Consider the following 21,278-nt stretch of genomic DNA (forward strand, 5'->3'; position numbering starts at 1 on the left):
GGCCTCACACCAGTCCGTCGCGCCCGATCAGATAGCCGGCGTGGAGGCGATTGTGCGCCCCGAGCCGGGCCATGATCTGCGACATGTGCCGCTGATAGGAACGCAACGACATGCCCAGCCGCTGAGCGATGACCCTGTCCTCCAGGCCCTCGGCGAGAAGTCGGAGGATGGTCGACTTGATGTCGTCGGACGTCCGCGCCACGTCGTCGCGGTTGGACCGGGCCGGCAGGGCGGTGGCGTCGCTCCACGCCTGGTCGAACGTCCGGCGGACGAAGGCGGCCATGCTCGGCTCCCGGACCAGCAGCATGCCGGCCGGGTTGTCCCGCAGGCCGATCATCGCCGCCTGATCGTCGAAGACGAGCATGGCGCTCATGCCCTCGCTGTAGGTGCGCACCTCGGCGCCGGCGTGCTGCAACTGCGTCAGGTGGTATCCGGTCGACGCCTCGAACCGGGCGGTGTGGTGGTACAGGGCCCGCACCACGACGCCGCGTTCCCGGAGCCGGTGGGTCATTGCCTGATGATCCCGGATCGTCGCCTCCGGCTGGACGCTGCCCGGCTGCGCGATCATCACCTCCCGGACGGCACGTGCCGCCTGTGAGAGCAACATCCGACTCACCGCCTGCTCGTCGGCGAGCACCTCGATCACCTGCCGGCTCTCCCGGCTGGCCGCGCTCGCCTCGTACACCGAGGCGAGCGTGTCGATGTCCGAACGGATCCGGTCGACCGTCCGCTGGCCCTCATTGATCACCTGCGTCGCGGCGTCGAGCAGTTGCGCTCGGGCGCTGTCCGGAGGGACGACGGTGAGGTGCGAGAACGTCGGTGACAGCGAACGCATCAACTGCAGGGCGCAGAGCCGCTCGACAGAACTCTGTGCCTCCTCGGCCGTCATGCCGGTCTCGACGCACAGTTCCTCGAGGCCGATGGCGGACCGCTCGGCAGCCAACGCATAGACCCGAGTGTCCTGAGAAGACAATCGCGGCAATCCCTGGAGGGCGGCAATCACCATTTCCTCCAACTTCACTCCCTCGCATCGACGCCTGGCGGAACTATGAAACACCATGAGCCTGGTGCATCGGATGATCAGGGTGCAGGGTGGACAATGCGATCGGATCGCCGCGGCTCATCGGCAGAATCCGTCCGCAACGGGGATCTGGCATCGACAGCGCTGCACCGCCGCACCCACGCGTCGCTCGTCCGCGGTGTCCGCGTCGGCACCCGTTTCTCCGATACGCCGGTAGGGGAGGACGGCGCTGCGACGCCGAAGCGGGAGGAGACGGCGCGGGATGGCAACGGCGGGGCATCACCACGGCACCGGATGCCGACCGGCCCCTCCCGTGCGGTCGCCGGTTCGCGGCACCGCTCATGACGACCGTGCCGCGTCCGCCGCCGCGCCCCGGGGGCGAGCACGGTCGCGACGCGGACGATGACGAATCGGTCCGCCGGTCCGCCGTCGGCGGACACCCAGTGAACGACACACACGTCCGGGCACCCGGACGTCACGGGAGGAGTAGACCGAATGGATTCCCTTGCCGCAGCGGTCGTCGCCGGCGCACCGGCCGAGGAACTCGAACGCCTGCCCGTCCCGGACCGGTACCCGGCAGCGCACCTGCGCGTCGAGGACGCCGAGATGTTCAAGGAGACGGCTGACAAGGACGTCCGCAGGTCCATCCGGATCGGGGAGGTGCCGATGCCGGAGCTGGCCCCGGACGAGGTCCTGATCGCCGTGATGGCCAGCGGGATCAACTACAACACGGTCTGGTCGGCGATGTTCACGCCGATCTCCACCTTCGCCTTCCTGCGCAGCTTCGGCCGGCAGGGCGGCTGGGCTGCTCGCCACGACCAGCCGTACCACGTGCTCGGCTCGGACGCCGCCGGGGTCATCGTGCGGGTGGGCGCGGGGGTACGGCACTGGCGGGTCGGTGACCACGTGCTGGTTTCGGCACCCTACGTGGACGACCAGGACCCGCTGACACACATGGACGGCATGCTGGGCATCGACCAGCGCGCCTGGGGTTTCGAGACCAACTTCGGCGGGCTGGCGCACTATGCCGTCGCCCGGACCAACCAGCTGTTGCGCAAGCCGGCGGCGCTCACCTGGGAGGAGGCCGCCGCGACTCCGCTGTGCGCCGCCACCGCGTACCGCATGCTGGTCGGCGAGCGGGGCGCCCGGATGAAGCAGGGCGATCTGGTCCTGGTCTGGGGTGCCACCGGCGGGCTCGGCTCCTACGCGGTGCAGTTCGTCCGCAACGGCGGCGGCGTCCCCATCGGCGTCGTGAGCAGCGAGGAGAAGGCCGCCAAGCTGCGCAAGCTGGGATGCGACCTGGTGATCGACCGGCACGACATCGGTCTGGTCGGCAGCGACCTGCCCGATCCCGCAGAGGTCGGTAAACGACTGGGAAAAATCATCCGGGCCGAGTACGGCGAGGACCCACACATCGTCTTCGAGCACACCGGCCGCGCCACGTTCGGCGTCTCGGTCTTCGCCGTCCGCCGTGGCGGCAGCGTGGTGACCTGCGGCTCGACGACCGGTTACCAGCACGAGTTCGACAACCGCTACCTGTGGATGCGGCTCAAGCGGGTGATCGGCAGCCACGGCGCCAATTACCAGGAGGCGTGGGAGACGAACCGACTGATCAGCCAGGGCCGGATCAGGACCGCGCTCTCGGTCAGCTACCCGATGGACGAGACCGCCGAGGCGGCCCGACTGGTGCAGGAGAACAAGCACGTGGGCAAGGTCGGCGTGCTGTGCCTGACGCCCAGCGAAGGGCTCGGCGTCACCGACCCGGAGCTCCGCGCCCGGATCGAGGACGTGGCGCCCTACGTCGGCCCACGGTAGCCCGCACGCGCGTCGGAAATTTGTGGACATCGCTCCAATGGAGTGTCAGGCTTCGATCAAAACCTGTTCCTGATCACATCCTGGAGCGCGGAACCGGACAAGGCATGCCGTCCCCGGCCCTCAGCCAGGAAGGAGCCCGCGAGTGTGCGGAATTGCGGGAACTGTTTCCTTCGGCCGAGGCGCCGGTGATCGTCCCGGGCCGGCAATGCCGATTTCCTGCCCCCTGCACCGCAGCGGGCCCGGCCAGCGGCAGAACTGGTCGGCGCGGCACGCCCGGATCACGGTCGGCCGGGTCGCTGCCGTCGACCCGGCCGACGGCGTACACCCGTCACTGACCGTCGACCGGTCGGGGACCGCCGCGACGGTTCTGGCCTGCGCCGGCACGCTGTTCAACGCCGCGGAACTTCGCCGGCAGCTCTCCGCCCAGGGCCACGCCTTCGGCACTGTCGGAAGCGCCGAGGTCGTGCTGCGGGCCTACCAGCAATGGGGCGCGGCCTGCGTGGATCGACTCCGTGGCATGTTTGCCTTCGCCATCTGGGATGCCGGGCGTGAACAGTTGACCCTGGTCCGGGACCGGTTCGGCATCCAGCCGCTGTACTACGCCGACACCCCCGGGGGATTCGCGTTCGCCTCCGAACCCCACGGGCTCTTCGCCGGCGGACTGGTCCGGCCGGTCGTCGACCAGGACGGCTTGCGCGAGTTGTTCGGCTTCACCCCCACCCCGGGCACGAGCGTGTTCAAGGGCGTCCGGGAGGTTCTGCCTGGCGAGATCGTGACGTACGCACGTGACGGTCTCGCCCGCCGGCGTTACTGGACCATCTCGGCCCGTCTCCACTCAGACGACCTGGAGACCACCACCGTCCGGGTGCGCGAGATCCTTCAGGACTCGGTACGGCGCCAGGTCGCACCCGGTGTGTTGTGCGCCATGCTCTCCGGCGGTCTCGACTCCAGTGCGATCTCGGCGCTGGCGAGCCACGAGATGCCGGACAGGACCCTGCACACGTTCTCGCTGGAGTACACCCACCACCTCAAGCACTTCCGGCCCGACGAACTGCACGACTCGCTGGACAGCCCGTACGTGGCGCAGATGGTCGCCTTCCTGGGCAGCGAACACGACGAGCTCCGGCTCGACGCGAGCGACCTCGTGGACCCGGAACAGCACCTCACCGTCGTGCGGGCGATGGGGCAGCCGGTGGTCGGCCTCGACATGTACGTGGCCTTTCAGCGGCTGGCCCAGCGGATCGGCGGCACCGCCGCGCCGGTCCTGGCGGGAGACGGCTCCGACGAACTCTTCGGCGGCTACATCTGGTTCCAGGATCCGTGGTACGTCAAGACCGCGACTTTTCCCTGGCTCGGCGCTTTTCACCGGATGGAGATGGTGTCGGGGCTCGTCGACCGCACGCTGGTGAAGGAACTCGACGTCCCGGAGTACATCAGCGTCCGGTACGAGGAAGCGCTGCGCGAGGTGCCGCTGACCGGTGAGGAGGACGCCGCCGAACGCCGGATGCGTGAGCTGACCTACCTCAACCTCACCCGTTACCTGCGCATCGTGCTGGACCGGCGGGATCGGCTGGGCCACGTCGGCATGGTGCAGGGCAGGGTGCCCTTCGTCGACCACGAGCTGGTCGACTACGTGTACAGCGTGCCGTGGGCGCAGAAGAACCACGGCGGCCAGGAGAAGCACCTCCTCCGCGCCGCGGTCCGAGACCTGCTGCCGGGCAGCATTCTGCAGCGGAAGAAATCCCCCTTCCCGACGGCTCAGGATCCGGTCTACCGGCTCGGGGTCCGAGCCCGGCTGCAAACCATCATGGAGCAGGGTTCCCCGGTCGTCGACCTGCTCGACACGGCCCGGGTCCGGTCGGTGCTCACCGATCCCTCCTTCGGGCTGAGTACCGGCGTCAACCGCATGAGCATCGAGATGGCTCTGCAACTCCACCACTGGATCGCCGACTGCGGCGTGACCCTCGACCTGTGAACGGCCGACGCTCAGAAGTGGGCGAAGTACTCGCGCTGCTCCCATTCGGTGGCCTGGTTGCTCGCCACCGGCTCACGGCCTGCCGCCCATTCGCCGTACCGCCGGATCTCGCTGCGCTTGAGCGCCAGGAAAGCCGTCAGCAGATGCTCGCCGAGCACCGTGCGATAGAGCGGATCGGCCTCCAGCGCGGCCAACGCGTCGACCAGGTTCGTCGGCAGACGGCTCGCCACCGGATCGTGCGGGTTCTGGGCCGCGATGCCCGGATCAAGCTTGCGTTCGATTCCGTCCAGCCCGGCGGCAAGCTGGGCGGCCAGGTAGAGATACGGATTGGCCGACGGCTCGCCGACCCGGTTCTCGAGGTGCGTCGCGGCCGCTCCCGCCGAGCCCAGCACACGGATCAGCGCCCCACGGTTCTCCGGCGCCCACGAGGTGCGGTCCGGGGAGAGCGAGAAGGATTCGTCGAGCCGCCGGTACCCGTTGATCGTCGGTACCGCGAGAGCCGTGGCAGCCGGGGCGTGTGCCAGAAGACCGGCCAGGTAGTGCTCGCCCAACGGGGACAGCAGCCGGTCCGGTTCGTCGGCCGCGAAGATGTTCGCCCCGGCGTTCAGGTCGAACAGTGACTGGTGGAGATGCCACCCGCTGGCGTCGAAGCCGTCCAGCGCGGGCAGCGCCATGAACGAGGCGTGGTAACCCAGATCCGCGCAGATCTGCTTGGTCATGCCCCGCAGCAGGAGGACGGCGTCGGCGGCGGCCAGTCCACTCATCGGACTGAACGTGAATTCGAGCTGCCCGGGTCCGGACTCGTGTTCGATCGTCCGCAGCGGAAGCCCGACCTGCTCCAGGGCCCGCGACAGCGGGCCGATCACCGGCAGCAGATCATCGAGGTAGGCGTCGGAGTTGAACTGGTAACCCAGGTTCACCGGCTCGACCGACGGCGCGCTGCCCTGCACCCCGAACCCGCCGACCGTGCCGACGGCACGGTCGGTGTACCGGGTCAGGTACCACTCCATCTCCAGCCCGACGACGAAATCCAATCCGGAGGCGGCGAGTCGATCGGTCATCCGGCGAAGGACGGCACGGCTGGAGAGCGGGTGTGGCTTGCCGCTGCGGAGGTACTCGTCACCGATGACCCAGCCGACCCGGGTCTCGCCACGTTGCAGGATGCGAAAGGTGCGGGCGTCGGGGATCACGACGAAGTCGCCGGCTCCGGTGAGCTCGGACAGGTTGATGCCACCGCCGTCGGCGAAGAAGTCGATGGCGACGGCATGCCCGGTGTCGAAGACGAACGGGCCCGGGCTCATGTCCATGCCGTTACGCAGTACGGTACGGAAGGTCGCCGGAGTGAGCGTCTTGGAGCGGACCAGACCGTGCGGATCACCGAAGACCACACGGATCAGGTCGACGCTGTCCGACAGCGACAGCAGCTTGTCGGTCGCCTCCTGTTGCGCCTCACCGAACAGCCGGTGCTCGTCGACGAAGCCCACGCTGCCTGTGCCGAACGCGGCGTAACGGGCCGTCCCGCTGTAGTCCGCGATCTCCGGGGCATCCATGATCACTGTCTCCTTGGTCTCAGTCGGCCAGGTCGTCGTACATGTCGTGCCACGGCTGCAACTGCTCCAGCTCCCCGGCGACACGCAGCACCGACTCGTCCGCCCGCCAGCGACCGACCAGCTGCAGACCGACCGGGCAGCCCTCCGCCGTGCGTCCCACCGGCACCGACACGGCCGGCTGGCCGGTGAGGTTGGCGGGATAGGTCGCCGGAGTCCAGGCCAGCCACGAGGCCGGCCCTTTCACCGGGGTGTCCGTGGGCTGATCGAGCCCCACCGGGAACGGCTGGCCGGGCACCGTCGGCGTGGCGAGCACGTCGTAGTCAGCCATCCACCGCAGCACCCGACCGGTGTAGTCGCCCCGCAGCCGTGACGCCTCGGCATGCTCCGTGCCGGAGATCCTGCGGCCGTGCTCGATGACGGCCCGCCGGCCCGGGTCGATCAGCGTGTCGGCTGACTCGTCGTGACCTGCCGCGTCGGCTACCGCGAGGATGGTGGCCAGCACGGGATAGGGGTCCTCGAACGGCCAGTCGATCTCGACGACGTCGTGGCCCGCCGTGGCCAGGACGGCCACGGCAGCCCTACATGCGCTCTCCACCTGAGGATCAGGTGTCGGAGCGCCCAGGGAAGGCACCCAGGCGATACGTGACGGAGCGGTTCGGGTCTCCGCCCGGTCGACGGGCAGGGACCACGGATCAAGGGGATCCGGCCCGGCCATCGTTCGGTACATCAGGGCCGCGTCCGCCACCGTGCGAGCCAGCGGTCCGGCATGCGACAGAAGCTCGGTGCTGGCCGGTACGTACGGGATCCGACCGAACGACGGCTTGAAGCCGACGACGCCGCAGAACGAGGCGGGGATGCGAATCGATCCTGCGCCGTCGGTGCCGACCGAGCCCACCCCGAATCCCGCCGCCGTCGCCGCGCCGGCGCCGGCACTCGAACCGCCCGGGGTGCGATCCCGCACCCAAGGATTGCGCGTACGCCCGACGACCCGGTTGCCGCTCGCTCCGCTCCAGCCGAACTCGGAGGTGTTCGTCTTGCCGACGATGACGGCGCCGGCCTCACGCAGCCGTCGCACCAGCGGCGGGTCGAAGTCCGGCACCCAGTCGCGGTGCAGCAACGAGCCGCGGGTGGTCCGTATCCCCTGGGTGGGGATGAGATCCTTGATCGAGATCGCCATCCCGAGCAGGGGTTGCCGCCCGAACGCGGCCGGCCCCTGTGCCCCCAGTGTCCGCTCCGCCCGGCGGGCGGAGCGCAGCGCGCCGAACCGGTCGACCGTCACGAAGGCACCGATCGCGGGATCCCGGTCCGTGATCCGGTCGAGGACGTCGGTGACGTACTCGACCGGTGAGACGGCCCGCCGACCGAACAGTTCCCGCAGGGTCGCGATGTCGGCGTGGACCAGGTCGTCAGCCATAGAACCGGCGGTACCAGTCGTTGCCGAAGTCGGAGACCACCGGCGGATCGGCCGCCATCGCCTGGTGCAACTCACCGATCAGCCGTCCCACCGCGACCGCCGACCGCAGATCCTCCGTCCGGTACGCCGGCCCCCGGGCGCGCATCAACCGCAGATCGAAGAGGCCGGGGCGCCAGCCGCCGTCGAAGTGGATGCCGACCGGCACCCGGATCGCGTAGCGGACGCCGAACATGACATGACCGGTGTGATGCTGGTCCGACCAGTCCGTGACGTCCGGCATGGTGGGCGCGAAGAACCAGTCGTCCCGCGTCCGCCCGGTCAGGCCGAACGTGTGCGGCAGGTAGTGCCACGTGTTGTAACGCATCCGGCTGCTGTAGGCCGAGAGCGCCCGGACCAGTTGGTCACGGTCGCCGGCGAAGCGCCGTTCGAAAGCCGCACTCGGCGTCACGCAGCAGTAGAACTCGCTCGTGCCCATTTTCAGCTGCACGTCCGCCGGGGCGGCGGCCCGGGACAGCGCGGCCAGCGCGCGCGGACCGCGGCCCATCGACACGTCCGACGCGGTGCTGTTCGCCACCCCGGTCAGCAGCCGGTGGAGGAACTCCTCGAAGGGAGTCGTGAAGTCCTTGACCGCGGGCGCCAGGGGGAAGCCGGCCACGATGGCGCGAAGCGCCTCGCCCGCCGGGCCGAAATCCTCCTTGACCGGTTGGCCGAGAACGTCGGCCAGAACGGCGTGCACCTCCGGCGGCACCTCGGCATAGGTGATCGGTTCGGCCAGGAGGTACTCCCGCTTGTGCAGCGTCAGGCCGTTGATGGTCCGGTAGAACAACACCCCGTTGTCGACGAGCTCGTGCCGCAGACGCGAGCAATGCTCAGCCAGCGTGTCGAGGCGGCCCAGCCGGCCGAGGTGGTGCAGGTCCGGCACCGGTCCGCCGTACGCCTCGATGCGTTCCAACAGGAAGGTCTCCACGCGGTCCGGGGTGAGCTGGACGCCGTTGAACTCCTCCGCGCGTACCGCGGGACCGGAACGCAGCAACGCCGACAGGCACGCCACGAAGACCGCATCCTCCACCGCCCATTCGGCGATGGGCGTATCACGCAGGACGGTCAGCACCGAAGCGGGCGAATCCACCCGGATCGACTTGCCCGGCAGGTTGGAGAAGGCGCCGAGGTTGCTGTAGGTGCGGTCGGCCACGTAGAGCAGCACCGGGGCCAGGTGGACCAACGAGTACCCGATCCGGGTCAGCTCCTCGTGGACCTCGGCGAGCGGCCGGGCGGCCAACTCCCGCGCGATGTCGGTGAAGATGCGGCGTTCCAGGCCACCGGCCATCTGCCAGACCCGGTCCGCCGCGGTCATCGTCGCCGGGAAGCGGATGCCGCCTAGAATCTGGTCGCCTGACAGGGGCTCCGCCTGCGGCGGCAGCACCCGGGCCCGTCCGGTAGCGGTGAGCGCCAGCCGGTATCCGTCACCCCCCTCGTCGACCAGCACGGCGTCGGCACCGACCGCCAGATCCAGCAGGCACTGCTCGGCCAGGGTGAGCGAGGCGGTTCCGATCTCGTCCGGCACCCGGCCGTCGAGCGCCTGGGCGATGCGTACGGCCTCTTGCACCTTCGCGCACTTCCGCGCTCGTTCGGCCGCCTCGGCGACCAGCGCCGCGAATCCGTCGGTTCGAAGCGTCATCATGTACGAGCCCCCGCTCTGTCTTCACGTCGTCGGAGCGACGCGACCGGGTCAAGATTCGATCGGGTCGAGCACCCAGGCCGAGTTGTGCTGCTTGAACCCCACGTGGGGGTAGTAATCGGTGGCGGCCGGCGCGGAGAGAAGGATGATCTTGGTAGTGGGTGCTGCCTCCTGAGTGGCGCGAAGCAGGTCCTTGCCCACGCCCTGCCGCTGGAAGCGGCGGTCCACCGCCAGATCGCAGAGGTACGTCGCGTAGGACCAGTCGGTCAGGCTGCGGCTGATGCCGATCAACAGGTCTTCCTGATAGGCAGCCGTGACCAGGTTGGCGTTCCTCAGCATCTCGGTGAACCGCTTCCGATCGCCGACGGGCCGCCGCTCGGCCAGCGTGGAGGCGACATACAGGGCCGCAACCTCTTCGACGTCCAGTTTCGTGCCGTCGACGATCTCAGTGCGCCACATCTAACTCGTACTCCTCGATCAGATTGGTCAGGCGTTGCCGGAGGTGTCCGCGGCTGGTCAGGAACCGCTCCGGCCGGAAATCGGATGCCCCCACCTCGACGCCGGCTTCCTTCAGGGCCTGGGTGAACTCCTGCTCGTTCTCCCACGCGTGCTTGGCGGCGGACTGCGCCAGACGGTGGGCCGACTCACGGTCGACGCCGGCGGCCACCATGTCCCGATAGGCCAGTGAGCTGTAGATGAGGCCACGGGTAGCGCCGATGTTCTTCCGCATCCGCTCGGCGTCGACCCGCGCCCCCTCGATCAGGCCGGCAGCGGTGGAGAGTTGGAAGTGGGCCACTGTCAGGCTGTCCGGCAGAATGACCCGCTCAACCGACTGGTGGGCCAGGTCACGCTCGTGCCACAGCGCGACGTTCTCCAGAGCGGCGGACGCGTTGGCCCGCAGCAGCCGCGCCAGGCCGACGAGCCGTTCGCTGGTGGACGGGTTGCGCTTGTGCGGCATGGCAGAGGACCCCTGGTAGGCGACCGCCCGGGGCTCCTCCACCTCCGCCACCTCGGTGCGCTGCAGCAGGCGGAACTCCAGTCCGATCTGTTCGACGACGGCCCCACCGACCGCTATCGCCGACAACAGCTCCGCGTGCCGGTCCCGGGCGACGACCTGCGACGGGATCGGTTCCACCGCAAGACCCAGGGCCCCGCAGACGTGCGCCTCGACGGCGGGCGGAAGATCCGCGTACGTGCCGACCGGGCCGGAGACGGTGCCGACCGCCACCGATGTCCGGGCCGCGGCGAGCCGGCGCAGGCCGCGCTCCACGGCAAACGCGAACAGTGCCATCTTCTGGCCCCAGGTCGTCGGCTCGGCATGCACGCCGTGCGTGCGTCCGATGCAGATCGTGTCCCAGTGGCGAGCCGCCTGGCCCGCCAGCGCGGTGAGCAACCGGCGCCCCTCGGTCAGCAGAAGGTCGCAGGAGGCGGCAAGGGTGTGACCGAGGCCGGTATCCACCACGTCATAACTGGTCAGGCCGTGATGCACCCAGCGTGCGGCGTCGGCTGGCATGGCCTCGGTGTAGGCAGCGAGGAAGGCCAGGATTTCATGGTCCCGCAGCTGTTCGTTGCGCCGGACCGCCTCCACGGCCGGAGCCGGGGTCGACCGGATGATCTCGAAGGCCCCGGCCGGAATGATTCCGGATCGCGCCTGCACCTCCGCGACCAGGCTCTCTATGCGAGCCCACAGAGCGTACTTCGCCTCGTCGGCCCAGAGGCGCGCCATTTCCGGCAGAGCATAACGCTCGATCACGGCCGGACTCCGCTGATTGCCGCGCCCTCGGTGGACGACCGTTGCGCATTTCCGCTGTTTCGAATCAATAATCCACTCCAGATCGGAAATCGATCATCGGGTGTCGTGGAGGCCACTCACTGGCGGGAGGTGCCACGCGTCATCGCCTCGTGGACGACACCGGCCCTGCTGATCTCCGGGCCCGCCACCGCGATTCCGGCATGGTTGGCGCGCAGGAGTCCAGCTGATGGCAGAGCAGATTCGGAAACCTGCATCAGTACTTCCCCCGTGAGATAGTCCACTGTCACAGCCCCGAAATCGTTGACAAAGGCAGACTCGGATCTGATCCATCGACGTTCGCTATACTACGACGTGGCTCGATCAACCGCCAACCCCCGCCCGCTGGCGAACCTCCGCCGTTCGCGCTCGCGCCCGCGCCTTCACCAGGACAGACAGGCGGCGAGGCGGGTTCCGTCGGCGCTCCCGACCGGTCGGGAACGACCCCTCGACTACGCAGTGGACGGACCCTCCGTCCGGTACGGGTGGCTGATAAGTTGGTCGTCGGCCCGGCGGTTGGCGAACTGTCTGAATAGCGCTTATCGTGATGAATCAATCGCCGTCATGCCAGCCCGAGGAGGTCAGAAAACATGTCAGTCCTGCGATCCCCCGGCGACGCCGTCGACCGGCGTGTCCGCCTGCTGGGTCAGCCGGTCGACGATTTCCCCGAGCTGGCGCCGGACACGGAGCACGGCGGCATCCTGCGGATCACCGAGGTCGGTGAGGCGATCCTGAGCCGCCGCTGCCGGGACGTGACCGAATTCGGGACCGCTGAGCTCGAGCAGTTGATCGCCGACATGTTCGCCACCATGTACGCCGCCCAGGGCGTCGGCCTCGCCGCCAACCAGGTCGATGTCGATCTGCGCCTGTTCGTCTACGACTGCCCGGACGACGACGGCATCCGCCACGTAGGGCACATCCTGAATCCGGAGGTCGAGCTGCCCGCCGACGATGCCCGCCGGCTCGTGGACGCCACGGAGGGCTGCCTGTCCGTGCCGGGTGCGGGGCATTCCCTCGCCCGTCCGGATCAGGTGGTGGCGCACGGCTTCGACCTGCATGGCAATCGGATTCGCATCGCCGGCACGGGCTACTTCGCACGATGCCTGCTGCACGAGACCGACCACGTCGACGGAATGCTCTACATCGACCGGCTCAGCAAGCGCAACCGCCGGGCCGTGATGCAGGAGATGAGCGAGAGGCGGGACCAGGTCTTCGCGGAGCGCGCGGCCCGAGCGGCGGCCATGGGCAAGGAGCCGGCCGAGGTCCGGCCTGGTGGCCCACTCGCTGACGGCGCCTCCGGCGACCTGGACCATTAGGTTCGGCGCCGGCAGGCCCCCCCGAAGGGGACGGTGGATACCGGCCACGCCACATCACCGCGAATCATGAGCGCTCTTCTGATTTTCATCGACCGGGATTACGCTCTGGGCCCGTCCTGAGGTGGATCACATCGGAGGTTCCCATGAAGAAGATGACCATCCGTCGCACCACTGCACTCCGCCTGGTGTCCGGCGCACGTCGGCTGTGGATCGAGTGGTGCTGGTAACTGCCGGTCCGGCGGGCGCTCCCGGGCGCCCGCCTCTGCGGCGGTGGGCACGGCGGTGACCGGCGGACCGGAGCGCTACGACTGCCACCGCGACCACGGGCCGTACGCCGGGGTTTCGGCCTTCCTCGGCCGGGTCGCCGCCGACCGGCCCCGCATCGCGGCCCGGCACACGGTCGAACTGCGCGCGATCGCCCCCCATCTCGATCCGGCGGCCCGGCCGGCCGCCGAGGAGGAGCCGATCCGGTTCCACCCCGCCCGCCGGACCGCCTGCCTGGCGTACGGCGCGGCGGAACTGGTGGAGGCATGGGCCGGTACGCTCCGGCGACCCGTGACCATCCGGTTCGATCACGTCGCCAGTGCCGACGAGACGACCGCCGAACTGCTGGACGCGCTGGGCCGCCGACTCGGGTCGACCCCGGTGCGCCTCGACCTACGCGATGGCGGAGCCCCCGACCCGACGCCCGACGAGCGCACCCCGCAGGCGTTACGGCGGGCCCTGGGTGACGGCCTGGCCGGCGGCTTCTACCACCACGCGGCCCGGGTCGCCCGGCGCGGGCGGGCGGCGGTCACCCCGGACGGCGACCTGCGGCACTGGTGGGCATTCACCACCGGCCTGGCCACCGCACTGGCAGCCCTGGACCGGGCCACCGAGGCGCTCGACCTCTACGACGAGGCGCGGGCCGGCACCGACGATCCGAAGATCACCATGTCGGCCGCGTACGCCACCGCCATGCTGCACGCCCGGCACCTGCCGGCGGCCGACCAGGACCCGGAACAGGCCCGACTCTGGCTGGAACGGGCGCTGCACCTCGCCGCCGGGCTGGCCGACCCCCGTCAGCGGCTGCTGTCGACGGTCTTCTACGAGCAGGGCCTGGCGCTGCTGGACAGCCGGGCCGGCCGGCCCGACCAGGCGCTGCGGCGCGTCGACGACGGGCTGGCCCGGCTGACGGCCGCACTCGGCCCCGGCGAGCGTCCGCAGGACCTGGCCCGGCTGCGCCACAACCGGGCGCAGGTCCACCTCGCGCTGGGCGACCCGGCGCGGGCGCTGGCCGACCTGGACACCGTGATCGCCCACGACCCCGGCAACTGCGAGTACTACGTGGACCGCGCTGCCCTGTACCGGGCCGCGGGCCGGACCCGGGCCGCGATCAAGGACTACGACGCCGCCATTCGACTGGGACCGCACCTGCCTGAGGCGTACTACAACCGGGCCATGCTCCAGCAGGAACGGGGCCGCCCCGGGCGAGCGCGCGCCGACCTGGAACGCGTGCTCGCCATCGACCCCGGTCACCTTGACGCCCGGATCGCCCTGGTCAACCTGCATGTGGAACGCGGCGCGCTCGACGCCGCCGAGGCCGGCGCGCGTGCCGGACTGGCCGGCGCACCGCAGGAGCCCGCACTGCTGTGCACCCTGGGCCTGGTCCGCGCTGAGCGTGGCGGAGCCGCCGAGGCCGACGAACTGCTGACCCGTGCCCTGAGCGAGGACCCCGAACTGGTGGAGGCATGGACGAACCGGGCCGCCGTCCGGTTCGAGCGCGGTGACGTGGCCGCCGCGCTCGCCGACCTGGACCGGGCGGTGGCGCTGTCGGCTGCCCCCGTGCCGCGCTACAACCGCGGCACCGCCCTGGCCCGACTGGGCCGGTGGGACGAGGCGGCCCGCGACTTCGCCCAGGCACTCGCCCAGCCCGGCCTGAACCGTGCCCTACGCCGGGACCTGCGCGCGGAACTCGCCCGTTGCCGCCGGGCGCTCGCTGGCTGACCCACCGGGAAGCCCGGCGTTCATCGTGCGCCGGTCTCCTCCGTCGCCCCCACCCTGTCCTCGGCGCCCCCGCCACCGAGGCAGCCGGGCGAATGGACAACGGAGAACACGGGTCCGGGGAACGTGGGTGAACGCCTGCCACTTTCTGCCACCCGGGTGAACCCCAGGTCGCGAGACTGGGCGCTCGCGCCCTCGTTGCTCGGGGGAAAGAGCATCGGTGTCCCAACCCGACGCACTGCGTGTGTCCGCAGGCTGTTGGCCTGCTGCTTCTCTCTGTCCGGGCTACCTGACCAGTCGCTCGTGCGCGCGTTCAACCTGTCCGGGCACGTGCTGCACTCGATCTTCTGGAACAACCTGTCCCCGGACGGCGGCGACCGCCCCGACGGCGAAGTGGCCGCCGCGATCGACGAGCACTTCGGCTCCTTTGACGGCTTCGCCGGGCAGCTGTCGGCGGCGACGAAGAGCGTGCAGGGCTCCGGACACTTACTCCGATCGACATGAGCAGGACAAACGGGGCGAGGAACGCAGCGTCGGCCGGTCAGCGCAGTGCGGCGGCGATCGCTTCGGCCGGGGTCGTGGTCGGCCGTCCGATCAGGCGCCGCAGGTCGCCGGAATCGGTGAACATCTCGTCGCGGCTCATGGCCAGATCAGCGTCAGCGAGAACGGGAACCAATTCGGCGGGTACACCCGCGTCGGTCAGCACCCGGGCGAACGCGTCGGCTGTCATATCGACGTACTCGATCTGCTTACCGGTGGCGGCCGAGATTGCCGCGGCCAACTCGGTGAGGGTGAAAGCTTCGTCCCCGCCCAGTTCGTACACCTTGCCGGTGTGGCCGTCGGCGGTTAGCACGACCGCCGCGGCGTCGGCGTAGTCGGCGCGGGTCGCGGCGCTGATTTTTCCCTGGCCGGTGGCCCCGACAACGGCTCCCCCCTCCAGCACCTGAGGGAGCTGGGCGGTGTAGTTTTCCAGGTACCAGCCGTTACGCAGCGACATCTGGGGGCAGCCGAGTACGGCAGCTGCCGTTCGTGATCTGAGCTGAGACCCTCGGAAACAGGTCCGGCCACCACATGATCATCTGTACGTTGTGGACAGCTTTAGACCTTTCGGTGGCCGAGAGGCTCAGCGTAGACGCTGCCCGGTGGCAGCGGCAGTAACGTCCGCGCCGCAGCCTGAAGCGGCCCGCTCTCCGCCGGCGCGACCCCATCGCGCCGGCCGCTTCACCCTGCCCATAAAGATCAACTGGAGTCACCTGGAGACTCCGTCTGCTGAAGATTAGCCGAGGGCCCGGCTTCCGATGGGGCGTTGTCTGAGTGGCCTTGCACCCGCGGCTACATGGAGGGTCTGGGTTGCTCGGGTGGGTTGCCGCGGGCCCGGACGCCGTCCGCGATGGCGACCCCCGCCAGGACGAGGGTGGCGGTGAGCCCGGCCACCAGAGTGGGTGCGAGCAGCAGAGCGGGGCCGGCGATGATCAGCGCGAGCAGCGCGACCAGCCGGGATGGTGACACCCGGCTGAACACCTCGTATTCAAATCGGGCTCGTCCGGTCAGGAACAACGCGGGGCCGCCGAGGATGACGCCGGCCAGCCAGGGGGTGGTGTGGTCGGTGGGGTGGGTGATGACGACCTCGAAGCCGGCGGAGGCGGCGACGACGCCGGCCACCATCAGCAGATGGGTGTTCGGTGCGGAACGCACGAATCCGCCGGGATCTCGGGAGGATTCGATGGTGGCCTTGAGTAGGGCGCCGGCGCGGTGGACGTAGATCTGCCACAGCAGCACGCTGACGGCGAAGGCCAGCACGAGCGCCGCTGTGCGGCCGATCGTCGCGTCGTTGTCGGAGTAGGTCAGAGTGGTGAGGAGGATGAGATCACCGAGGGCGAGAGTGAAGAACTGCTGGTAGCGCTCCGCCAAGTGGTCGGCCGCCACCGTGTACTGGGACGTAGGTACCCGACCGAGCCGGGGCGTGGGGTACCGGAGCCAGGCTGCCCCGTAGTCGACGGCGAGCGCCGCGGCCCACAGCAGACCCCGCGCCGTGCCCGCCACGAGACTGCCGGCGAGCCACGGTACTGCGGACACGACGAACCAGAAGGTGAACCGGCTGGAGCGCACTCGCGTCCTGCTGCCGTGCAGCGCGGCGATGAGGAAGATGCCACGCCCCACCTGGATCGCCACGTATGCGCCCGCGAAGATCAGGGCGTGATCGGAGAAGGCTCCGGGCAGCGAGCCAGCCATCAGGACGGTGCCGAGCATGACCCAGAGCGTCATGACGAAGATGGGTGGCCGCTGCGTGTGGTACAGGTCGGTCACCAGCGCGGTGACCGACCAGACCCACCAGATCGCCATCAGCAGCACCACGGTCTGGAAGGCCCCCACCCAGCCGAGATTCTGCGCCAGGGTTCTTGACGTCAGGGCGAGCGCGGCGACGAATACCAGGTCGAGAAACAGTTCCAAAAGGGTCGCCCGCTGGGGCCCCTCGCCCTCCCGGGCCAGCCCTACCGCTTGGTCGATCGTCATCAGGTTCCCGTCTACTGACTCCGGGTCCTCAGGACTGGAGAGGGACTGCAGTAGGGGAACTGACCGAGTCGGGTGGCAAGGAAGCCCCTGAACGACCTTATCGAGGGTGTAAGCCTCAATGCGGCAAAGATGCGGTTTGTCCTGTGCGATTGTGCCAGTCACTCGCGCCACGTGGGCTGCCCGTGACTACTGGCGGGGCCTGACCTGCCCGGGGCTGTGTCACAGATCCCGAGCAAGTGTGGTGAGTATGCCGCGGACGACCGGTTCGGCCCGCCGCACGCAGTCGCAGGTGTCGCCGTGCGCGTCGCGGTGCCAGGCGATGAGGTATTGCAGGGCGAGCTGGTTGACCTGGTAGTCGTGTTCGGCCTTCACCCGGTCGGTGTCGGCCTGGCGGTTCTGGCTCAGCAGGATCAGTGGGGCGGCGTAGGCGGCCTGGGTGGAGAAGAGCAGGTTGAGCAGGATGAACGGGTAGGGGTCCCAGCGGTGCAGCACGGCAGCGACATTGACGGCTATCCAGGCGCTCACGATGCCGGTCTGGATGATGATGAATCGCCAGGAGCCGAAGATCGAGGTGACCGAGTCGGCCAGCCGTTGTCCGGAGGTGCGGTGGTCGAGCCGGTACTGGTTAGCGGGGTGCCGGTGGTGACGTGGGTTCATGCCGACCGTCGCCCTTCCGGTTGATTGGTCTTCCGACCGGAGCCGTGCCGGAGCGGAAGTCCGCCGGCGGAGGTCGGTCGATGGCCTGGCCGGCCGGCAGCCGCGGTGCGTGCGCCGGTCCCGGGTCGTCGGTGTCGAGCATGCCGAAGCGCAGCACCAGGTACGGGTGTCCGAGGTTGGCCACCAGCCGCCGGATGGTCTGCCGGCTGTCGGCTACCTCGACGGGGGCGCTGATCGGGAGCACGGACACGCCGAGTTCGGTCGCGGTGAGCCAGGCCGACGACAGGGCCTCGCCCGCTCGTAGCCAGTCCATCGGCTGGTCGGCGCGGCCGTAGAGCACCGCGTAGGTGGCGTTGTGGTCATGCCCGGTGCTGACGGGCAGGTCGCCGCGGTGGCCGAAGTCGCGCCCGGGCACGGTCGTCTGCGGCGCATGGAGCGGAATCGCGGTGTCGGGAATGCCGGTGCCCGCCGGCCGGGAGCCGCCGGTCCAGTACGCCAGCTCCGCCTGCCACGCCGGCTCGGCGGTCTCTGTCTCCTGGGCATGGCTCGTCGCGGCGGCGAGATCCACCACCTGATCGGGTCGCAGGACGTGCAGCAACGTCGCTTCAGCCCGTGCCGCCGCGCTGATCGCCCCGAGATCGTCGGACCCGACCGGAAGGCCGGTGACGGGACGGCGGTCGGTGCGCCGGAGCCGGATGGTGTGCGTACGGCGGACGGCCTGGAGCTCGACGGGTGCCCGCCCGTCGACGCGCAGTCGCGCCAGATGGCCGGGGTCGGCCGGGTCGGGCATCCGGGCGACGGTGACGTGCCAGCCCTGCGCGGCCAGGCCGATCCGGGCGTGGTGCAGCGCGGCTCCGCAGCTCAGCGTGGCGAGCAGGGCGTCGGGGTCGGTGCTGTCGAGGACCCGGTCGTGGTCGATGAAGAGGTCCAGCCGGTTCCGGGCGATCCGCCACCGCCATGGCTGGGTGTTGAGGATCGACGGCGCGTGGCCCGCGACGGTGGCCGCATCGACCAGCGCCTGGGTCATGGATCCACTGCCGGTCGGGTGAGTCTGCGTGGACACGACGAGGTCCCTTCTCGGGCCTTCTCGCGCGGTCACCGGTACCGGCTGGTCGCAAGGGGCCCGCGTGGGCGAGGAGAGGGGAGGGGTGCACCGCGTCCGCTGAGGGTTGTCTTCCGGCCGGGGAGTGGGCCGTCATCGGGTCGGCAACCGTCAGGAAGGGCCGGCCTTGCGGTGGGTGGGACAGCCACCGGGGGCCCGGGCGACACGTTGAGCCTAGGCTCCGGTGGGACCGGTGACGAAGACCAGCGGACCGGTACCGGTGATGCCTGGTGCCGCCGATTCTCCCGCCGCCTTTTCGTACGGCAGCGCGTATGGTGGGGATGTCGCTCGGGTCCCCGGTGGCTGACCGCCCGCCGCCGCCTCCGATCCGCTCGATGTCGAGACCGACGTCCAGCGGCTTTCCCGGCAGGTGCCGAGGACCACGTCCTCCGTCGCATCGGATGTTGTGCCGGCACCGACCCACCCGTGTCCAGCAGGCCGCGGCACCGCGCGACGAGCAGAACAAGGAATGTGAGTGCGATGGCCTACATCGCCAGGAACCACAATGCAGCATTACGGAACGCCGTGCCGGCCGCCGGGTTGGCGCTGCTGGTACCGGACACCTCCGCACACCGGCCCGGCGTCGAGTCGGTGGGTGTCGGTCCGGACCGAGCCGGTGGAGCCGTGGCGAGGGCAGCGACCGAGGGCGACCCGCGGGTCGACGCCACGGTGCGGTACCTGCTCGCGGGCATCCGCCTCGCGCTGGGGTGGATATTCCTGTGGGCGTTCCTGGACAAGGCGTTCGGCCTGGGGCATGACACGACCGCCGCGAAGTCCTGGTTCAACGGAGGAAGCCCGACGAAGGGATTCCTGGGATCCGCGACGACGGGCCCGTTCGCCGATTTCTACCGCTCGATCGCCGGTGTCGGTCTGACCGATGTCCTGTTCATGGGCGCTCTGCTCGCCATCGGCGTCGCGTTGATCCTGGGCGTCGCGATGCGGCTGGCGGCCGGCGCCGGAGCACTCCTGACCCTGATGATGTGGACCGTCGTCCTCCCCCCGGCGAACAATCCGTTCATGGACGACCACCTCGTCTACGCCGCCGTGCTGGTCGTCCTGGCCCTGTCGGGCGCCGGCAACACCCTCGGTCTGGGCACCTTCTGGGCCCGGATTCCGCTGGTGCGACGCACCGGCTGGCTGAAGTAGACGACGTCAGGTGACAGCCTCCCGAGAGGAGTTCGGCATGACGGACCAGGCCGAGGAGCATGACCGGCGCATCGTGGTCGGAGTCGACGGATCACCGGGCTCACGGATCGCCCTGCGATGGGCGGTGGCCCAGGCGGAGCTGAGCAACGCACGGGTCGACGTGGTGGGCGCGTGGCACGACCCGGCGGAGTACGCATTCGCGTACGGGTGGTCGCCCGCGGTGTTCGAGGATGTGAGCATCGCGGCGATCACCGAGAAGATGCTGGTGGAGGCGGTCGCGGACGTGGCCAGCGGCGGTGCGCCCGTCCAGTTCACCACCCACGTGGTACGCGGGCATCCGGCTCAGGTGCTGCTGGACGCCGCGGACGGGGCGCAGTTGCTGGTGGTGGGCAGCCGGGGACACGGAGCCTTCGCCGGGATGCTGCTCGGCTCGGTCAGCCAGCACTGCGTACAGCACGCGTCGTGCCCGGTGGTGGTCGTTCCGTCGACGGACCGGACGGTCGACGAGGTCGGGAGCGGCTGAGGGACGCCCTGATCCGGCCTCCAGGAGCCATCGTGCCCAGCCGCTTCGAGGTTCTCGTCGCAGCCGGGCACGGTGACCGGGCCCGCGCCGTGCACCCGGTGCGCGGCGCGGCAACCCGGCACCGGCGCCGCCCGCGACGACCCGTGAGGGATGTCGCGGGCGGTGCCGGTGCACCGCCTCCACGGCGGTCGGTCAACTGCGGCTGAGGACCACCTTCGATGGCCGGCGCGATGGCGTAGGGTGGGGCGGAACGGCCGCCCTGGTCCCTGGTGGTGCCTCAGCCGCAGGCACACCACCAGGAGCATCGGATGCCTGTTTCCCCTGTCTACGTCGCCCCCGGTCCTGAATCGGTGAACGACCTCGTCAAGCGGGTCGCCGACCGTGACCGGGCCGCCTTCGGTCGCCTCTACCGCCGTCTCGTCCGCGTTGTCTTCATCCAGGTGTGTGAGGTGGTGCGCCGCCCGTCGGTCGCCGTCGCGGTGACCCGGGCGGTGTTCGTCGAGGTGTGGCAGCTTGCGCCGAGGTGCGCCGCCGGTCAGGTCGATGGTCTCGCGTGGGTGACGGCCATCGCCGATCGCCGGGCCGCGGAACGGCTTCGCGAGATCGATGGCCGCACTCCGCCCCTCGACGCCGGATACGACGAGTTCGTCGGTCGCGAACTGATCGCCGCGCTGGACGGCGAGCCGCCGGCACTGCTGGGCACGTCGGTTCCACCCACCACCGGATGACCGGCTGCCGACGGGCCTCGGCCCGGTGACACACGCGGTCACCGGGCCGAGCAGCCGTTCCTGTCGG

18 protein-coding genes are annotated in these 21,278 nt (G+C 69.8%); 8 read left to right on the forward strand and 10 right to left on the reverse strand.

The window, feature by feature from the left end; translation table 11 throughout:
* Positions 1-4: 4 nt before the first annotated feature.
* Positions 5-943, reverse strand: a complete 939-nt coding sequence (locus ACLQ2W_RS05195; protein WP_425785422.1) for a LuxR C-terminal-related transcriptional regulator — start codon at positions 941-943, stop codon at positions 5-7.
* A 573-nt stretch (positions 944-1,516) separates the two neighbouring features.
* Between ACLQ2W_RS05195 and ccrA the strand changes: the two genes are divergently transcribed.
* Together ccrA and asnB are read left to right on the forward strand one after the other, a co-directional pair.
* A complete protein-coding gene (gene ccrA / locus ACLQ2W_RS05200) occupies positions 1,517-2,836 on the forward strand; it encodes a crotonyl-CoA carboxylase/reductase (RefSeq protein ID WP_425785423.1) in 1,320 nt (439 codons plus the stop codon).
* A gap of 142 nt (positions 2,837-2,978) precedes the next feature.
* Positions 2,979-4,811, forward strand: coding sequence for an asparagine synthase (glutamine-hydrolyzing) (gene asnB / locus ACLQ2W_RS05205; RefSeq protein WP_425785424.1), 1,833 nt, complete (start codon positions 2,979-2,981; stop codon positions 4,809-4,811).
* Between the two features lie 11 nt (positions 4,812-4,822).
* Here the strand turns inward: asnB and ACLQ2W_RS05210 are convergent, their stop codons facing one another.
* From ACLQ2W_RS05210 to purB, 5 genes are read right to left on the reverse strand one after another with little or no spacing between them, the layout of a single operon-like run.
* On the reverse strand, positions 4,823-6,361 hold the full coding sequence (locus ACLQ2W_RS05210) for a glutamine synthetase family protein (protein WP_425785425.1): 1,539 nt from the start codon (positions 6,359-6,361) through the stop codon (positions 4,823-4,825).
* A 19-nt stretch (positions 6,362-6,380) separates the two neighbouring features.
* Complete coding sequence (locus tag ACLQ2W_RS05215; protein ID WP_425785426.1) at positions 6,381-7,775, reverse strand: amidase; 1,395 nt, start codon at positions 7,773-7,775, stop codon at positions 6,381-6,383.
* On the reverse strand, positions 7,768-9,456 hold the full coding sequence (locus ACLQ2W_RS05220) for a hypothetical protein (RefSeq protein ID WP_425785427.1): 1,689 nt from the start codon (positions 9,454-9,456) through the stop codon (positions 7,768-7,770). The genes ACLQ2W_RS05215 and ACLQ2W_RS05220 overlap by 8 nt, the downstream gene beginning before the upstream one ends.
* Before the next feature lie 48 nt (positions 9,457-9,504).
* A complete protein-coding gene (locus ACLQ2W_RS05225) occupies positions 9,505-9,912 on the reverse strand; it encodes a GNAT family N-acetyltransferase (protein ID WP_425785428.1) in 408 nt (135 codons plus the stop codon).
* Complete coding sequence (gene purB / locus ACLQ2W_RS05230; RefSeq protein WP_425785429.1) at positions 9,899-11,206, reverse strand: adenylosuccinate lyase; 1,308 nt, start codon at positions 11,204-11,206, stop codon at positions 9,899-9,901. The genes ACLQ2W_RS05225 and purB overlap by 14 nt, the downstream gene beginning before the upstream one ends.
* Positions 11,207-11,832: 626 nt before the next feature.
* Between purB and def the strand changes: the two genes are divergently transcribed.
* The 3 genes from def to ACLQ2W_RS05245 all read left to right on the forward strand — a co-directional run bounded on the left by def (position 11,833) and on the right by ACLQ2W_RS05245 (position 15,045).
* Complete coding sequence (def, locus tag ACLQ2W_RS05235; protein ID WP_425785430.1) at positions 11,833-12,558, forward strand: peptide deformylase; 726 nt, start codon at positions 11,833-11,835, stop codon at positions 12,556-12,558.
* Positions 12,559-12,840: 282 nt separating this feature from the next.
* Complete coding sequence (locus ACLQ2W_RS05240; protein ID WP_425785431.1) at positions 12,841-14,544, forward strand: tetratricopeptide repeat protein; 1,704 nt, start codon at positions 12,841-12,843, stop codon at positions 14,542-14,544.
* Between the two features lie 300 nt (positions 14,545-14,844).
* On the forward strand, positions 14,845-15,045 hold the full coding sequence (locus ACLQ2W_RS05245) for a Fe-Mn family superoxide dismutase (RefSeq protein ID WP_425785432.1): 201 nt from the start codon (positions 14,845-14,847) through the stop codon (positions 15,043-15,045).
* Between the two features lie 37 nt (positions 15,046-15,082).
* On the opposite strand, the gene ACLQ2W_RS05250 is transcribed toward ACLQ2W_RS05245, so the two are convergent.
* The 4 genes from ACLQ2W_RS05250 to ACLQ2W_RS05265 all read right to left on the reverse strand — a co-directional run bounded on the left by ACLQ2W_RS05250 (position 15,083) and on the right by ACLQ2W_RS05265 (position 18,775).
* A complete protein-coding gene (locus ACLQ2W_RS05250; protein ID WP_425785433.1) occupies positions 15,083-15,538 on the reverse strand; it encodes a hypothetical protein in 456 nt (151 codons plus the stop codon).
* 335 nt (positions 15,539-15,873) lie between these two features.
* Positions 15,874-17,055 (reverse strand): low temperature requirement protein A, encoded by a 1,182-nt coding sequence (locus ACLQ2W_RS05255; RefSeq protein ID WP_425785434.1) that lies wholly within the window; start codon positions 17,053-17,055, stop codon positions 15,874-15,876.
* Positions 17,056-17,274: 219 nt separating this feature from the next.
* Positions 17,275-17,712, reverse strand: a complete 438-nt coding sequence (locus tag ACLQ2W_RS05260; RefSeq protein ID WP_425785435.1) for a DUF1003 domain-containing protein — start codon at positions 17,710-17,712, stop codon at positions 17,275-17,277.
* The gene (locus ACLQ2W_RS05265) at positions 17,681-18,775 is read right to left on the reverse strand and encodes an Acg family FMN-binding oxidoreductase (protein ID WP_425785436.1); all 1,095 of its coding nucleotides are present in this window, start codon (positions 18,773-18,775) and stop codon (positions 17,681-17,683) included. The genes ACLQ2W_RS05260 and ACLQ2W_RS05265 overlap by 32 nt, the downstream gene beginning before the upstream one ends.
* Positions 18,776-19,294: 519 nt before the next feature.
* Between ACLQ2W_RS05265 and ACLQ2W_RS05270 the strand changes: the two genes are divergently transcribed.
* The 3 genes from ACLQ2W_RS05270 (at position 19,295) to ACLQ2W_RS05280 (ending at position 21,211) form a co-directional block, all read left to right on the forward strand.
* Complete coding sequence (locus tag ACLQ2W_RS05270) at positions 19,295-19,960, forward strand: hypothetical protein (RefSeq protein ID WP_425785437.1); 666 nt, start codon at positions 19,295-19,297, stop codon at positions 19,958-19,960.
* A 37-nt stretch (positions 19,961-19,997) separates the two neighbouring features.
* Positions 19,998-20,483 (forward strand): universal stress protein, encoded by a 486-nt coding sequence (locus tag ACLQ2W_RS05275; protein WP_425785438.1) that lies wholly within the window; start codon positions 19,998-20,000, stop codon positions 20,481-20,483.
* A gap of 272 nt (positions 20,484-20,755) precedes the next feature.
* On the forward strand, positions 20,756-21,211 hold the full coding sequence (locus ACLQ2W_RS05280) for a hypothetical protein (protein ID WP_425785439.1): 456 nt from the start codon (positions 20,756-20,758) through the stop codon (positions 21,209-21,211).
* The last annotated feature ends 67 nt before the right edge of the window (positions 21,212-21,278 follow it).

Origin of the sequence: Micromonospora sp. DT227 (assembly GCF_049841835.1) — a bacterium.
Taxonomy (GTDB): Bacteria; Actinomycetota; Actinomycetes; order Mycobacteriales; family Micromonosporaceae; genus Micromonospora.